The sequence below is a fragment of the Streptomyces sp. NBC_00631 genome (genome assembly GCF_045206895.1).
In the GTDB taxonomy this organism is placed as follows: domain Bacteria; phylum Actinomycetota; class Actinomycetes; order Streptomycetales; family Streptomycetaceae; genus Streptomyces.
Window position 1 is genome coordinate 8,688,031 of sequence record NZ_CP107734.1, and the last position, 13,105, is coordinate 8,701,135.

General features: G+C 69.3%; 16 protein-coding genes and 2 pseudogenes. 15 read left to right on the forward strand and 3 right to left on the reverse strand.

Features of this window, described 5'->3' with window-relative positions; genetic code table 11:
* Positions 1-46 precede the first annotated feature (46 nt).
* The gene (locus tag OHB00_RS39735; protein WP_406442337.1) at positions 47-448 is read left to right on the forward strand and encodes a hypothetical protein; all 402 of its coding nucleotides are present in this window, start codon (positions 47-49) and stop codon (positions 446-448) included.
* Entirely contained in the window at positions 433-1,002 is a 570-nt protein-coding gene (locus tag OHB00_RS39740; RefSeq protein WP_406442339.1) for a TetR/AcrR family transcriptional regulator, read from the forward strand. The genes OHB00_RS39735 and OHB00_RS39740 overlap by 16 nt, the downstream gene beginning before the upstream one ends.
* Positions 1,003-1,087: 85 nt before the next feature.
* Here OHB00_RS39740 and OHB00_RS39745 read toward each other — a convergent pair whose 3' ends face one another.
* Positions 1,088-1,657, reverse strand: coding sequence for a TetR/AcrR family transcriptional regulator (locus tag OHB00_RS39745; protein ID WP_406442341.1), 570 nt, complete (start codon positions 1,655-1,657; stop codon positions 1,088-1,090).
* A 79-nt stretch (positions 1,658-1,736) separates the two neighbouring features.
* Here OHB00_RS39745 and OHB00_RS39750 point away from each other — a divergent pair, with 79 nt between their 5' ends.
* The 6 genes and pseudogenes from OHB00_RS39750 to OHB00_RS39775 form a co-directional block, all read left to right on the forward strand.
* Positions 1,737-2,552: an oxidoreductase gene (locus OHB00_RS39750; protein ID WP_406446180.1), complete on the forward strand. Its 816-nt coding sequence runs from the start codon at positions 1,737-1,739 to the stop codon at positions 2,550-2,552.
* A 53-nt stretch (positions 2,553-2,605) separates the two neighbouring features.
* Positions 2,606-2,731, forward strand: a complete 126-nt coding sequence (locus OHB00_RS39755; RefSeq protein ID WP_406442343.1) for a hypothetical protein — start codon at positions 2,606-2,608, stop codon at positions 2,729-2,731.
* Positions 2,732-2,746: 15 nt separating this feature from the next.
* The gene (locus OHB00_RS39760; protein WP_406442344.1) at positions 2,747-3,133 is read left to right on the forward strand and encodes a CocE/NonD family hydrolase; all 387 of its coding nucleotides are present in this window, start codon (positions 2,747-2,749) and stop codon (positions 3,131-3,133) included.
* Between the two features lie 264 nt (positions 3,134-3,397).
* A complete protein-coding gene (locus tag OHB00_RS39765) occupies positions 3,398-3,550 on the forward strand; it encodes a hypothetical protein (protein ID WP_406442345.1) in 153 nt (50 codons plus the stop codon).
* Positions 3,551-3,816: 266 nt separating this feature from the next.
* Positions 3,817-4,443, forward strand: coding sequence for a lipoyl(octanoyl) transferase LipB (gene lipB, locus OHB00_RS39770; RefSeq protein WP_406442346.1), 627 nt, complete (start codon positions 3,817-3,819; stop codon positions 4,441-4,443).
* Positions 4,430-4,828 (forward strand): annotated as a pseudogene (locus OHB00_RS39775) (XdhC family protein); the annotation flags it as partial. The gene lipB and the pseudogene OHB00_RS39775, both read left to right, overlap by 14 nt.
* A gap of 58 nt (positions 4,829-4,886) precedes the next feature.
* Here OHB00_RS39775 and OHB00_RS39780 read toward each other — a convergent pair.
* Complete coding sequence (locus OHB00_RS39780; RefSeq protein WP_406442348.1) at positions 4,887-5,756, reverse strand: helix-turn-helix domain-containing protein; 870 nt, start codon at positions 5,754-5,756, stop codon at positions 4,887-4,889.
* Between the two features lie 203 nt (positions 5,757-5,959).
* Here OHB00_RS39780 and OHB00_RS39785 point away from each other — a divergent pair, with 203 nt between their 5' ends.
* From OHB00_RS39785 to OHB00_RS39810, 6 genes and pseudogenes are all read left to right on the forward strand, one after another.
* On the forward strand, positions 5,960-6,976 hold the full coding sequence (locus OHB00_RS39785; RefSeq protein ID WP_406442349.1) for a zinc-dependent alcohol dehydrogenase family protein: 1,017 nt from the start codon (positions 5,960-5,962) through the stop codon (positions 6,974-6,976).
* Positions 6,977-7,101: 125 nt separating this feature from the next.
* Positions 7,102-7,767, forward strand: a complete 666-nt coding sequence (locus OHB00_RS39790) for an SDR family NAD(P)-dependent oxidoreductase (RefSeq protein ID WP_406442350.1) — start codon at positions 7,102-7,104, stop codon at positions 7,765-7,767.
* A gap of 17 nt (positions 7,768-7,784) precedes the next feature.
* Positions 7,785-8,312 carry a cyclophilin-like fold protein gene (locus OHB00_RS39795; RefSeq protein WP_406442352.1) on the forward strand — a complete coding sequence of 176 codons (528 nt, stop codon included), beginning with the start codon at positions 7,785-7,787 and terminating at the stop codon, positions 8,310-8,312.
* A 32-nt stretch (positions 8,313-8,344) separates the two neighbouring features.
* Positions 8,345-9,601 carry an MFS transporter gene (locus OHB00_RS39800; RefSeq protein WP_406442354.1) on the forward strand — a complete coding sequence of 419 codons (1,257 nt, stop codon included), beginning with the start codon at positions 8,345-8,347 and terminating at the stop codon, positions 9,599-9,601.
* A 241-nt stretch (positions 9,602-9,842) separates the two neighbouring features.
* Complete coding sequence (locus tag OHB00_RS39805; RefSeq protein ID WP_406442356.1) at positions 9,843-10,610, forward strand: SDR family NAD(P)-dependent oxidoreductase; 768 nt, start codon at positions 9,843-9,845, stop codon at positions 10,608-10,610.
* Between the two features lie 567 nt (positions 10,611-11,177).
* Positions 11,178-11,446, forward strand: a pseudogene (locus OHB00_RS39810) (ISL3 family transposase); the annotation flags it as partial.
* A gap of 106 nt (positions 11,447-11,552) precedes the next feature.
* Here OHB00_RS39810 and OHB00_RS39815 read toward each other — a convergent pair.
* Positions 11,553-12,020 (reverse strand): MarR family winged helix-turn-helix transcriptional regulator, encoded by a 468-nt coding sequence (locus tag OHB00_RS39815; protein WP_256258230.1) that lies wholly within the window; start codon positions 12,018-12,020, stop codon positions 11,553-11,555.
* A 203-nt stretch (positions 12,021-12,223) separates the two neighbouring features.
* Here OHB00_RS39815 and OHB00_RS39820 point away from each other — a divergent pair, with 203 nt between their 5' ends.
* Complete coding sequence (locus tag OHB00_RS39820) at positions 12,224-12,958, forward strand: SDR family NAD(P)-dependent oxidoreductase (protein ID WP_406442358.1); 735 nt, start codon at positions 12,224-12,226, stop codon at positions 12,956-12,958.
* Positions 12,959-13,105 lie beyond the last annotated feature (147 nt).

The following is a 13,105-nucleotide window of genomic DNA, read 5'->3' on the forward strand; positions in this document are numbered from 1 at the left end:
GGCATCGGATGACCATCGCTCGCGGCGGCGAAGTGCAGTCCGCTGGGTGGTGGCGCACGCGACGGTCGCGGCGGCCGCGGGGCTCGGTGTGATGGGCCTGCACCGCAATGCCGTCCACCTGAAGTCGGGCGGCTTCGTGCTGCCCGTCGGCCTGGTCAACGTCGACAAGGGAGCATCCGTCGGCGGTCGGCAGGTCTACCTGGGCGCGCAGGTCACCGAGTCGATCAAGAACTCCACTGCGAGCGGGGACCGGATCGGCTGGAAGGCGATGGGCGAGAAGGAGGTGAATCGGCAAGGGAAAGTTGCCCGAGGCCGTCGCCGAGCCTCTTCCCGTCCTCCGGGGTGTCGCCCGGATGCGCAGGCAGTGCCCCACGACCAACAGCAGGAAACCGATCGGTTTATATTTTGCCCGAAACGAGTTACCCTCACGGTATGGGCACTGAAGTGAAGCAAAGCCCCCGAGAACGGCTGCTGGAGGCGGCGGCCACGCTCACCTACCGCGATGGCGTCGGCATCGGCATCGAGGCGCTGTGCAAGGCGGCGGGGGTGTCGAAGCGGTCCATGTACCAGCTGTTCGAGAGCAAGGACGAGCTGCTGGCGGCGAGCCTGGAGCAACGCGTTTCCGCCTTCGTCGCCACGCTTCTGCCCGCGGCGGACGATGGCCGTTCACCCCGCGAGCGGATCCTGCACGTCTTCGAGCAGGTGGAACGGCAGGCCGGCGCGCCGGAGTTCCGGGGCTGCCGGTACCTGGCTGTGCAGATCGAGCTCAAGGACCAGAGCCACCCCGCGAGCCAGGTGGCCCGCCGGGTCAAGGGGAACTTGACGGGCTTCTTCCGCGCCGAGGCCGAACAGGGCGGCGCGAGCGACCCAGACCTGCTGGCTCGGCAGCTCAGCCTCGTCTTCGACGGCGCCAGCGCCCGCGCTGGGATCGGAGTCGACAAGCTCACAGGGTTCATCGCTCCCACGGTGGTCACCCTGCTCGATGCGGCAGGGATGGGCTGACGCACCGCTTGTCGACGGGGCCCGGTGAGCGAGGCGCCCTCCGGGTTGGCGCCCGGCATCGGCGCCCTGAGCGGCTCCGCTGGCTTCACGGCCCCGCTTCCCGGCGGTCGGAGGGAAGCCCGATGGCTGTAAGGGTATTGATCAGCGTGCCGCGCGCGAGGAAGGCCGCGACCTCGCCCTCACCGCCACCCAGCGACAGGCGCACAGTCTCCCAGAGCCTCGTCCAGCCGGCCCGGACGCGTTCGCCAATACGGTCATCGTCCTGCGCCTCAGCCGCTGCCACGAGGGCGTAACCCTGCATCTGCATCAGAAGTGTTTCCGGGTGTGCCGAGAGCAGCCGCGTGTAAGCGCTCGCCATGGCGTGGAGGGCGTCCTCGCCGCCCTCCGCCCCGTCGGCCGCCCGCTCGAAAGCCGGACGGGTGTCCTCCATGCTCCGCGTCAAGGCGGCGGCGAAGATCGCCTTCTTGCCGGGAAAGAGCCGGAAGAGGCACGGCTGCGTGACCCCGACACGCCTGGCGATCGCCTCGGTGGAGGTGCCGTAGCCCTGGAGTGCGAACTCGTCGATCGCCGCACGGATGACGCTCTCACGTCTCTCCCGCGCACTGATCCTCTCCTCCCCATGCGGCCGTTCTGGCAGGCCCGGACGGAAAAGCACCCTGGGACTTGCGCGCGTAAACCGATCGGTTTACGGTGAGCGAAACCGATCGGTTTCTCAATGAGTCCGGGAGTCCATGATGGGCACACATCGGCCGGTGGCACTCGTGACGGGCGCGTCGTCCGGCATCGGGAAGGCGGCCTCGCTCGCGCTGGTCCAAGCGGGATTCGACGTGGTCGGCACAAGCCGCGACACATCCCGCGCCACCCCGCCCGACGGCGTCACCCTCCTCGACCTCGACGTGACCGGCGGCGCGTCGGCCACCGCCGTGGTCCAGCAGGTGATCGATCAGTTCGGGCAGATCGACATCCTGGTCAACAACGCCGGTACGGGCTTGATGGGTGCTGCAGAGGAGAACTCCCTCGCCCAGGCCCAGGTCGTCTTCGACGTCAACGTCTTCGGCGTGATGCGCATGGTGAAGGAAGTACTGCCCCACATGCGCGCCAGGAGGCGCGGTCGCATCATCAACCTCTCCTCCGTGGTCGGCTTCCTCCCCTCGCCCTACATGGCCGTCTACTCCGCCTCCAAGCATGCGATCGAGGGGTACACGGAGTCCCTGGACCATGAGATCCGTGAGTACGGCGTACGGGCGCTGCTCGTCCAACCCGCCTACACCAACACCGGATTCGAGGCCAACAGCCCGCGACCCGACATGCCCCTGCAGATCTACGCGAACCAGCGGCGCGCCTTCGACCGCATGATGGAGGCAGCGATCAAGGACGGCGACGACCCCGCCGCCGTCGCAAAGGTGATCGTCGCGGCAGCGACCGACCCGAAGCCGAAGCTGCGCTACACCGCCGGTCCCCTGGCCGGACGCGCCAGCACCCTGCGCCGCCTCGCTCCTGCCGGGATCTTCGACAAGCAGATCCGCAAGCTCAACCAGCTGGCCGGCTGACATCTGCCCGCCCCAAGCGCACCCACGAGACCAAGACGCCCAGGGAGCGGCACATGGCGCAGGTCCGGATCGAATTCGACGTACCGGCCAGCATGCGTGACGGCATGGTGCTGCGCGCGGATGTCTACCGGCCCGGCGGCAGCGGACCGTGGCCGGTGCTGCTGGGCCGGCTGCCGTAGGGCAAGCAGTCGCCCATGGCGGCCATGATGCTCGATCCGTTGGCTGCGGCCAGGCGCGGCTTCATGGTCGTGACCCAGGACACCCCCGGCCGGTTCGCCTCAGAGGGGGAGTGGGAGCCGTGGGCGTACGAGGAGAGCGATGGTGACGACACCGTACGGTGGGCCGCCGCTCTGCCCGGCTCCAACGACTCCGTCGGCATGATCGGCGGCAGTTGCTTCGGCAACACCCAGTGGATGGGTGCGCTGTCGAAGCCGCCGGAGCTGAAGGCGACCGCGCCGTTGATCACGTGGTCGGATCCGGACGACGGGCTGTGGACGCGCGGCGGTGCGACCGAGCTCGGCATCACCGCGCCCTGGTCGCTCATGCAGGGCGCCGACACGTTGATGCGCCGGCCGGCCTGACCGCACATGTCCTGCCCATTGACCGCGTGCGGACTGGACAACGGTCTGGGACGCACGGCTGCTTCACTGATCAGTTACCTGTCGCGGTGGAAAACCGGTGAACCGATCCCTGCAGCGGTGGCTCGCGCCCCGGGTGGGCCTGTAATGCCGCTGGCTGGGCATCCCGGCGGCGCCGGGCCTACGAGAGGGCGCTCCTCGGTCTCTCCGCCGGACTCCCGGGTGAGGTCATCGCTCCCCATGGCTGCCGGTGATTTTCAAACAACTATGAGGACCTTGACCCGGCTGATCGGCGGCGGAGGGTACCGCGGCGTCACCGGCCAGATGGAAACCCTGCTCGGGCGCCCGCCGAAGACCGTGCGGTGGGCGCTGGAGAACCATCCGCGCATCCAGGAACTGGCGGCTGCTCTGAGCCACTGAACGGCCCAGAGAGGAAGCCGGCCTTCCGCTCCGCCGCTCACCGCTGGAGGAGACGGCGAACGGGCAGTGCGCGGTGCGGAGCAACGCTGTGGGCAAGGCGCTCGTGCGGAGTGGCTGTGGCCGACTGATCACGTACTGGTGCCACGGTCGGTACGCGGTTGCGCACGGACTGTAATGAATTGTGGTCATGAGTGAGGAGGCGAGCGATGAGGTTGCCAGGACCCGTGGAGGAACAAACTCCACACTGTCGGTTGGAGCGCGTCGACTTGGGAGAAGTACCCTACGCGGCGGCGCAGGCGGACATGGTCCGCTGGGTCGAGGAGCGCAAACAGGGCCTCGCGGCCAACCGCCTCTTCCTGCTCACGCACCCTGCGGTGATCACCTACACCGCCCGTACGCCGAACGACCAACTGCCCGACGCGGACTCAGCCATCGCCCTGGTGCAGACTGACCGCGGCGGCCATGCCACCTATCACGGTCCCGGCCAGCTCATCGGCTACCTCGTGCTCAACGTGCGGGAGTTCGGTCCCCGTGGTCTGATCCGCCGTGTCGAGCAGGCGCTGATCGACGCACTGGACACCCTCGGTTTCCCGGCGATTCGCCGTGAGACGCCGCCGGGGTCGCAGAGCCTGGTGGGCGTGTGGACCCCCGATCACCGCAAACTCGCCTCGATCGGCATGCGCATCAGCGGGAGCGTCTCCAGCCACGGCTTCGCCCTCAACATCGACCCCGACCTGAGCGTCTACACCGCCTTCACCGCCTGTGCCCTGCCCGGCGTCCGGATGACCTCCCTGGCCGAACTCTCCGCCGAACGCGGCCTGTCGACCCCAACCCACACCGAGGTGCGCGACGCGGTCGCACGAGCGGTCACTACGCACCTGGCACCACGTTAGAAGACAAAAAAGCATGCCCGATGGCCAGCAAGAACAAGACGCCCGGACGGCTGTCTGCGTCCTCACCCACGACGCCAAGTTCGACATCCCGCTGTTGCGCCACGCTCTGACCCTGCCGGTGAGCTATGTGGGAGCGATGGGCTCCCGGCGCACCCACGAGGAGCGGATGCGCCTGCTGACCGAGGCAGGCGTGCCGCAGGAGCGACTGAGTCGGCTGCGCTCCCCGATCGGCCTCGACCTCGGTGCCCGTACCCCCGAGGAGACGGCGGTCTCCATCACCGCGGAGATCATCGCCGCCGGAAACCACGCCACCGGTCGCCCCTTGTCCGGGCTGTCCGGTCCGATCCACCGTGACCGGGCGCCCGCGCCGCGGACCGTCGTCTGAGCAGACGCGGCCACGGACGGCGGCGCCTGGCTGTAGGCGCTGTTCGGCCGCCCGACGCTCAGGCGAGGGCGGAGGAGGGGGCCAGGTGCTGGTCGGCGGCCCAGGAGGCGAGGATCCGCAGCCGTTCGTGGGTGGGGGAGCCGGGCTCGGCCGTCCAGACGGTCAGGTGCTGGTCGGGATCCGTGTTGGCGGTGTAGGTGTCCCAGTCGAGGACCAGTTCGCCCACGACCGGATGGTTGAGGGTCTTCGTGCCGACGGTCCGGGCGGCCACCCGGTGATCTCCCCACCACCGGGCGAACTGCTGGTCCCGCGTGGAGAGTTCACCGACCAGCGTGCTCAGCCGGGAGTCCTCGGGATAGTTGGCGGCCTCCATGCGCAATTGCGCCACGGCGGTGCGCGCCGCGTTCTCCCAGTCCGCGTACAAGGTGCGCATGGCCGGCTCGACGAAAATGAGCCGCGGATAGTTGCGGTGCTTCTCCGGAAGGGCGGCGAAGTCGGTGACCATCGCGGAGGCCAGCGTGTTCCAGGCAAGGACGTCCCCGCGCCGGCCCTGCACGATGGCCGGCGTGGCGGTGAGGTCGTCGAGGACGCGCTGCAACTGCGGCTGGACCGTCTGCCGGCCACGACGCCGCGTGTGGGTGGTGGGCTTGCCCGCGAGCCGGAAGAGGTAGCCCCGCTCGTCGTCGTCCAGGTGCAGCACCCCTGCAAGGGTGTCGAGCACGGGGGCGGACGCCTGCATGCGTCCCTGCTCCAGCCGGGTGTAGTAGTCGGTGCTGATCGAGGCCAGCCGGGCGACCTCCTCCCGGCGCAGCCCGGCGACCCGGCGGGGACCGCCCGTCTCCGGCAGCCCGACCGTGCGCGGGCTCAGTTCGGACCGGCGCTTCTTGAGAAATTCGCCCAGCTCGTTGAGAGGTGCGTTGCTGGTCATGCTGCCCAGGATGACACCGATCGCACCTCAGCAAGGGGGGAGAGTTTCCTCCCAGGATGCGGCTCTCCCCGGATGGATTTCTCCGCTTTTCGCACCCACCCACGCGTGTGACTCTCGATGCCAGGCACCCGGACGAAGCACGTCACCCGTCTGCCGTCCGAGGCCGGCCGACAGTCACTCCCGGCAGCGAAGGAAAGACCATCATGCGCGGAGCAGTCATCCACGCCCCCGGCGACATCCGCTTCGAAGAGCTGGACGACCCGAGGATCACCCACCCCACCGACGCCATCATCCGCACCGTCGTCACCTGCGTGTGCGGCTCGGACCTGTGGCCCTACCGAGGTGCGGAGCCCGTCGACGAGCCCCATCCGATGGGCCACGAGTACGTCGGCATCGTCGAGGAGGTCGGAGCCGAGGTCACCCACGTCAAGCCGGGCCAGTTCGTCATCGGATCCTTCGCCACCTCCGACAACACCTGTCCGAACTGCCGGGCGGGCTACCAGTCCAGCTGCGTGCACCGCGAGTTCATGTCCACCTGCCAGGCCGACTACGTCCGCATCCCCAACGCCCAGGGCACCCTCGTCGCCACCGACGAGACGCCCGCCGAGGAGCTCCTGCCCAGCCTGCTCACCCTGTCCGACGTCATGGGCACCGGCTGGTACGCGGCCCAGGCCGCCGAGGTCAAGCCCGGCTCCACCGCCGTGGTCGTCGGCGACGGCGCGGTCGGCCTGTGCGGCGTCATCGCCGCCAAGGAGATGGGTGCCGAGCGGATCATCGCCATGAGCCGCCACGAGTCCCGGCAGAAGCTGGCCCGGGAGTTCGGTGCCACCGACATCGTCACTGAACGCGGCGAGGAAGGCGTCGCCCGCATCAAGGACCTGACCGGCGGCGTCGGCGCCGACAGCGTGCTGGAGTGCGTCGGCACCCCCGAGGCCATGCGGCAGGCGCTGCACTCCACCCGCCCGGGCGGCAACGTCGGCTTCGTCGGCGTCCCGCACGGCGTGGAGATCGACGGCCAGGAGCTGTTCTTCTCCCACGTCGGCCTGCGCGGCGGGCCCGCCCCCGTGCGCGGCTACCTGCCCGACCTCATCCAGCGGGTCCTGGACGGCCGCATCAACCCGGGGAAGGTCTTCGACCTCACCCTGCCCCTGGACCAGGTCGCCGAGGGCTACAGGGCCATGGACGAACGCCGCGCCATCAAGGCCCTGCTCAAGCCGTGACCACGCACGTCCTGCCCTGAACGCGCCGGCTTGGACGGTGAACCCGTCCGGGCCCGCAACAGCAGGACCGGCCCCTCTTCCTCCGGGCCCGCAAGACAGGACCGCCCCCCTTTCAAGGACTCACCGTGACCACCTTCGCCCTCATCGGCGCCGGCCCCGGCCTCGGTCTGGCCGCAGCCCGCCGCTTCGGCACCGCCGGCCACACCGTCGCCCTGATCGCGCGCAGCACCGAACGCCTGGACGGCCTCGCGGCCGAGCTGGCGCGCGACGGCATCAAGGCACGCGGTTTCGCCGCCGACGTCCTCGATCCCGCCTCCCTCACCGCGGCCCTGTACGCGGCCGCGGACACGCTGGGGCCCGTCGAGATCCTCCAGTACAGCCCGGTGCCCCGCGGCGACTTCATGAAGCCGGTCCTCGACACCGCCGCCACCGACCTCGACGACCCGCTGGCCTTCTCCGTCAAGGGCCCGGTCACGGCGGTGAACGCGGCCCTTCCCGGCATGCGGAACCTGGGCCGGGGCACGGTGCTGTTCGTCAACGGCGGCAGCGCCGTACGCCCGCATCCCGAGCGCGCGGGCACCTCGATCGCGTTCGCCGCCGGGAGCGCCTACGCGGCGATGCTCCACGACGCCCTCGCCGGAGAGAACATCCACGTGGCGCAGCTGATCGTCCCCGGGGCGATCAGGCCCGACTCCGAGCACTCCAGCCCCGCGGCCCTGGCCGAGCGTCTGTACGCCCTCCACGCCGAGCGCGGCGCCTTCCGGCACTACTCCCAGCCCATGCCGACGTAACGACACCGGAGACTCGTATGAACTCCGCCATCCGCCGCCGACTGGTCCGCGTCGCTCCAGCGGCCACTGTGCTGCTGGCCGTGAGCGCCTGCTCCAGCGGCTCACCTCAGGCCACGCCGTCTCCCGCCTCTTCCTCCCCGGGGCGGCATGAGGCGGCACCCTCCGCCGCACTGTCCCTCTCCGACAGGAGCACCGCCATGAACATCCGGGTCACCCTCGACGGCCGCCGCGTCGATGCCACCTTGAACGACAGCCCCGCCGCCCGCGACTTCGCCAGGCTGCTCCCGCTCACCCTGGACCTGCAGGACTTCCACGGCACGGAGCGGATCGCCGACCTGCCGCGCAAGCTGGACACCTCCGGTGCTCCCGCACCGGCCGCGGCCAAGGTCGGCGACATCGCCTACTACGCGCCGTGGGGCAACCTGGCCCTCTTCTACCGCAACGGGCCGGCCGCCTCCGCCGGCCTGCTCATCCTCGGCCACCTCGACGTCAGCGCCGATCAGCTCGGCGGCGCCGACCGCATCACCATCGAAGCCGACTCCTGATCTTGACACCTGAGAGGAAGAGAAGTATCTGCATGCCTTCCGCAGTCGACACCCCCACGGGCAAGCTGCCCTTCGTCGTCTGGGTGCTCGCCGCCGGCACGTTCCTGATGGGCACCACCGAGTTCGTCGTCGCCGGGCTCCTTCCGCAGATCGCCGGTGACCTCGGCGTCGGCGTCTCCCATGCCGGTCTGCTGATCACCGCCTTCGCCGTCGGCATGATCGTCGGCGGGCCGACCATGGCGCTGGTCACACTGCGTCTGCCCAGGCGCCTGACCCTCGTCCTGGCCCTGGCGGTCTTCGCTCTCGGGCACGTCGTCGCGGCCGTGAGCTCCTCCTTCGCAGTCGTCCTGGCCGCTCGGTTCGTGACCGCGCTGGCCACCGGCGCGTTCTGGGCCGTCGGGTTCGTCATCGCCACCGCCACCGCGGGGCCCGCGCGGGCCACCCGGGCCGTCGGCGTCATGATGGGCGGCCTGACCCTGGCCAACGTCGTCGGCGTGCCGATCGGCTCCTTCGTCGGCCACTACACCGGCTGGCGCGGCCCCTACTGGGCACTGGCCGTCCTCGCCACCCTGGCCGCCGTGTTCGTCGGCCGGTTCATTCCCCGGACGGAACAGCGGGCCGAGGTGTCGGTACGGGCCGAGGTCCGTGCCCTGCGGCAGGGGCGGCTGTGGCTGGCCCTGGCCGCCGCCGTCCTGATCATGGGCGGCGTCCTGGCCACCTACAGCTACATCACCCCGCTGCTGACCGACCGCGCCGGCATCCCGGCAGGCGCCGTCCCGCTCGTCCTCATGGTATTCGGCCTCGGCGCCCTGGGCGGCACCGCCATCGGCGGCCGGCTCGGCGACCACCGCCCGGTGCTCACCACCATCACCGCCGCGGCGATCACCGCCCTGGCACTGCTCCTGCTGATCCCGCTGTCGACCGGCCCCGTCACCGCCGTCGCCCTGGTCTTCCTCATGGCCCTGGCCGGGTTCACCGTCAACCCCGTCGTCACGTCGCTCGCCGTCCGCTTCGCAGGCGACGCCCCCACCCTCACCTCGGCGCTGACCACCTCCGCCTACAACACCGGCATCGCCGTCGGCTCAGCCCTGGCAGGCCAGGCCCTGGACACCTCCCTCGGCCTGACCGGCCCGCCCCTGGTCGGCACCGTCTCCGCCGCCCTCACCCTTGTGCCGCTCATCGCCCTGGCCCTCAGCGGCGCCCGCAACCCGGCACGGATGGTGATCCAGGGCACCGCCCCGGCCTCCGCAGACGCAGGCACCACCGCACCGGTGCCGTGCCGGCGCTGACCCCCACCTCCCTGGCCGGGTTCGTCCCCGCTCTGGCCGCCCTGGTGCCGTTGGGCCTGCTTGCTGCCTCGTTGACGCGGAGGACTCATCGCTGACCAGCCCGGCCGCCTCGGCAAACCCGAAGGGATCACGACCGCCGTGCTCCGGCTGCTGCTACGACGCCGTCTTCACCACCAGGTGGGCACTCGTCGTTCAGCGGCCAGACCGCTCGACCTGCAATTCACCCTGCAAGGAGCCCCCGATGAACCCCACTTACGACTTCACCGGCCAGGTCGCCCTCGTCACCGGAGCCGCCTCCGGAATGGGCCTGGCCGCGGCCCGCGCCTTCGCCACCTCAGGTGCCGCGGTCGCCCTCACCGACCTCGACGTGGACGCGCTGAAGACAGCGACAGACGAACTCGCCGCAGCCGGGCACCGGGTTCTCGGCCTGCCCTGCGACGTAACCGACGAGGACCAGGTCGCCGCCGCGGTCGACCACACCGTGGAGACCTTCGGCCGCCTGGACATGGCCTACAACAACGCCGGCATCCAGATCCCGCCGAGCGACGCCGCCGACGAGCCCGCCGAACGGTTCGACCGCGTCAACGCTACCAACCTGCGCGGTGTGTGGGCCTGCATGAAGCACGAGCTGCGGCACATGCGCACGCAGGGCAGCGGCGCCATCGTGAACTGCTCTTCGCTCGGGGGTCTGGTCGGCCTGCCAGGACGCGCCTCCTACCACGCCTCCAAGCACGGGGTCATCGGCCTGACCACCAGCGCCGCCCTTGAATACGCCCCGCGCGGCATCCGGATCAACGCCGTCTGCCCCGGCACCATCGACACACCCATGGTCAGCGACATGATCGCCAAGGGGGAACTCGACCGCGCCGAGGCCGAAGCCAACCAGCCCATCAACCGCCTCGGCACCACCGAGGAGATTGCCCAAGCCGTCCTGTGGCTGTGCAGCCCCGGCGCCGGCTTCGTCGTCGGCGTCGCGCTGCCGGTGGACGGCGGCTACGTCGCCCGTTAGCAAGCGGGCCGGCCGACCCGCACGGTGTGGTCCGGTCAGGCGCGGCCCGGTCAGACCCGGCGAGACGGTGAATGGGGCAACCGGTTCGGGGCCTACGCGGGCGAGGGCTTTCACACCGTGCGACGGGGCCGCTGCCGGTTTCTCCCGTTCGGCGGGTCCGCGAGCCGCTGATCGCGGAAGACGTCGCCTTCGCGAAAATGGTCCACGTCAGTTACGGGACTCCGGGATTCGACAAGTCAAGACACTGTCGCTGGCTCATCGATTGGTCGGCTTCGGAGACGTTGAACTTATCGCGAGTGTCATCCCTGGTGGGCATCTTCAGGCAACCGTGGAAGGCGGCACTTCCGGCGGTCGCGGGACTGGAGATGAAGCACGAGGCACCCGGGTCATCGGCTGGCAGCCAATCCCCGCCCATGAGGACGGAACCACGCGGCTTGATGCCGAAAGGGGCTCTTCACAGATGAGAGTGTGGTCCTCGCCGCTGGGACCGGCGCGTCGGTGACGGGATAGTCGTCGAGGTCTCCCGAGGATGGTCGTTCTCACACTGCCCGTCTGGACGCTCTCGACATGCCCGACGCTACCGTCGCGGCGCGCCCCGATCATGGGTTCACGCGCGCTGATCCGACCACGTTCTGCCGTCTCGATGAGCTCGGACTCGAGGTGACCGGCCAGCGTCTCGCAGCCGACCGGGCCGTGCTCGCCTGTCGGGCCTCGAACCCGACCAGTGGTGCAGCCGCTGCGGTGGCGAGGGGACCGTGCGTGACACGGTGACCAGGCGGCTCGCACACGAGCCGCTCGGCTGGCGGCCCACGACGTTGGCGGTCACGAGCCGCCGCTGCATCGCGTGGTCCCTGTCGCTCGAAGTCCCGACAGCGGATGACAGTCGCTGACCGGTCTCGTGTCGCCGGACGAGGACGGCGATCACAGCGATCCGGATTTCCCTCAGCTAGGACCTTCTGCGTTTTCGAGCTTGGCCCAAATCCGGGTGATGGCAGCAATGTCATCGTCGTCGAGGGGATCGACAAAGTATTTCTTGACCGAATCCTCGAAAGTTCGTCTGACCGACTCGGCGAAGTGCCGTCCGCTTTTGGTGAAGCTGATGAGCGACACCCGCCCGTCGCCTTGGTCGGCGCCACGCTGGAGGTGCCCGGCATCGATCAGATTCTGGACCAACCGTGATGCTCGAGTGGGGCTCACGCTGACAAGTTCGCCAGACAGAACTCGAACCGACTGAGGCTCGGTTTCCAGGAGCCAGCACAGGATCTCGACGGTGCTGAACGAGATCTTGTGCTGGTCCATCAGCGCGGCGTCGATCCGCCCGGTAACTGTGGAGTGGGTGAGCAGCAGCGCAAACCAGCCCTTGACTTGGTCCGGGGAAATGATTCGCGGTTGCGACACGGGTGCCTTCACACCCAGCAGCATACCGGAAACTGAGTGCCCTCCCAGTTAGGTGCGTGCGCACGCATCTGGTACGGTGAGCGTGTAGTCACGAACGGGAGAACAGTCCCGTGTGCGGAGCGCTTCGCACAACCGGCGCGTACTCGTCGGCCCGCGTGCCCGGCAGGGTCCGCGCACCGTTCGGCCGTTCGGCCGACAGAAGGATGAAGGTCAACATGCCCAAGCTTGATGGCAAGGTCGCCGTGATCACTGGAGCAACCTCTGGGATGGGGTTGGCGACGGCCAAGTTGTTCGTGGCCGAAGGCGCCGACGTGTTCATCACCGGACGAGACAGGCGCAGGCTGGATGAGGCGGTCGCCTCCATCGGCCACAACGTGACGGGCGTACAGGCGGACTCGGGAAATCTCGACGACCTGGCTCGCTTGGCCGAGACCGTGCGGGAGCGTCGCGGACGAGTCGACGTCCTATTCGCCAGCGCCGGCCTCGGATCGGTTTCGGACCCGCTGGGAAGCATCACCCCCGATGCGTTCGATGCGCTGGTGGGCGTGAACTTCCGCGGCACTGTGTTCACCGTTCAGTACCTGCTGCCGCTGATGAGCGACGGTGCGTCGATCATCCTGAACGGCACGACCAGCGCGACCAAGGGCATTCCCGGTGCCGGGGTCTACTCGGCGAGCAAGGCCGCCGTGCGTTCACTCGCTCGCACCTGGGCCGCGGAGCTGAAGGTCCGCGGCATCCGGGTGAATGTCGTCAGTCCCGGTTCGATCGACACCGCGCTCTTCAGCACCGTATCCCCCGAGATTCGGGAGCAGATCACCGCCGCCATCCCGCTGGGACGGCTGGGAAGCAGCGAGGAAATCGGGGCTGCTGCGCTGTTCCTGGCCTCCTCGGACGCCAGCTTCATCACCGGCGCAAACCTAGTCGTCGACGGCGGGTTCAGCCAGATCTAACAGCGAGCGACGACCAGAGAAGCGCCTCATGTCGGCGCTCCGACCTAACCGCACCAGGGGCAGAGAAGATGAGCAGTGACGAGCCCTCCAGGGCCCCCCGTGTCTCAGTTGTCGCGAAAGCCGACGCAGCGCAATCGACGGTTCCAC